General features: G+C 71.8%; 1 protein-coding gene and 2 pseudogenes. 2 read left to right on the forward strand and 1 reads right to left on the reverse strand.

Features of this window, described 5'->3' with window-relative positions; all coding sequences use genetic code 11:
* Positions 1-220 (reverse strand): annotated as a pseudogene (locus FUT87_RS15825) (efflux transporter periplasmic adaptor subunit); the annotation flags it as partial.
* A 141-nt stretch (positions 221-361) separates the two neighbouring features.
* Here FUT87_RS15825 and FUT87_RS15830 point away from each other — a divergent pair.
* Both FUT87_RS15830 and FUT87_RS15835 read left to right on the forward strand, forming a co-directional pair.
* Positions 362-1,071, forward strand: a pseudogene (locus tag FUT87_RS15830) (response regulator).
* The coding region (locus FUT87_RS15835) for a HAMP domain-containing protein (protein ID WP_147241631.1) at positions 1,068-1,549 on the forward strand (482 nt) is incomplete at its 3' end. The pseudogene FUT87_RS15830 and the gene FUT87_RS15835, both read left to right, overlap by 4 nt.

A 1,549-nucleotide genomic window follows, 5' to 3' on the forward strand; every position in this document is an offset into this window, starting at 1 on the left:
CGATGCCGCTGACCTGCGGCCGGATCTCGGCCACGCGCAGCGCGGCGACGCGGCCGGGGAAATCCTCCGAGACGGTCAGCGCCTCGGGCTTCAGCGTGGTCACCGTCACGGCGGGCGGCAGCGCCGGCGGCATCTCACCGGCCTCCATCCCGCACGCGGCCAGCAGGCTCGCGGCCAGGGCGCCCGCGCCGCGCCGGACCCAGGGCGTTCGATTCTTCATGTTCACGTCGCTTTCAGACTTCAGGGACAGCGGCGATCGCAGTCGCCAAGGGGCCGGAGTCTGGGCGGCGTCGATGGAGGCCAGGCTGAGGAACTGTGGAGATTCGATGGAGCGGCGATCGCCGGAGGAGAATCCGCGCCCATGACGGATGCCTTCACCAGTTCCCTCGTGCTGATCGTCGAGGACGAGCCCGAGATCGCCGACATCCTCCAGGCCTACCTGGAGCGCGAAGGCCTGCGCACCGCGCGCGCCACCGATGGCCGGCGCGCGCTGGAGCATCACCTCGCGCTCAAGCCCGACCTGGTGCTGTTGGACGTGCAGATGCCGCTGCTGGACGGCTGGCAGGCGCTGGCCGCGATCCGCCAGCGCGGCGACACGCCGGTGATCCTGCTGACCGCGCTGGACCAGGACGTCGACAAGCTGACCGGGCTGCGCATCGGCGCCGACGACTACGTCGTCAAGCCCTTCAACCCGGCCGAGGTGGTGGCGCGCGTGCAGGCGGTGCTGCGCCGCGCGGGCCGGCCCAGCCGACCGCCCGCGCCGGTGCTGCGCGTGGCGCCGTTCGAGATCGATCTGGAGAACCATGTCGCGACCGCCGAGGTCGGCGCCTGCCGCAGCGGCTGTCGCTGACGCTGACGGAGTTCCGGCTGCTGGCCGAGATGGCGCGCCATCCGCGGCGCGCCTACAGCCGCGCCGAGCTGCTCCAGGCCTGCCTGCCCGAGGGCGACGCGCTCGAGCGCACCGTGGACAGCCACGTCAGCAAGCTGCGCCGCAAGCTCGAGGACCTGGGCGTCGAGGGCGTGCCGGCCAGCGTGCGGGGCATCGGCTACCGCTTCCGGGAGGTCGAATGAATCCCGCGCCGGCACGCCGGCGGGCGGAGCTCCCTGCCGGCGGGCTGAGCCGGCAGATCGTGCTGTCGATGACGATGGTCGCGTTCTGGCTGACGGTGCTGGTGATCAGCACCTCCTTCGCCTTCTATTACGTGCTGTCGCGGGTGCAGCCCGAGATCATGGAGACCGACTCCATGGCGTTGACGCCGCCCGAGATCGTCTGGATGGTGCTCACCACGATCGCGGCGATGGCGGGCGCGGCCTGGGTCGCCTCGCGGCTGGCGCGGCGCATCCTGGTGCCGCTGAACTCGGTGGCGGACTGCATCCAGCAGGTCGCCGCCGGCGACCTCAGCGCCCGCGCCGTCGGTGGCGACCTGTCGCTGGGCGAGGCCTCGCGGCTGGTCGAGGATTTCAACTCGATGGCCGACCAGCTCGAGCGCGTCACCCAGGAAAAGGCGCAGTGGAACGCGGCGATCGCGCATGAGCTGCGCACGCCGCT

Source organism: Mitsuaria sp. TWR114, assembly GCF_007997345.1.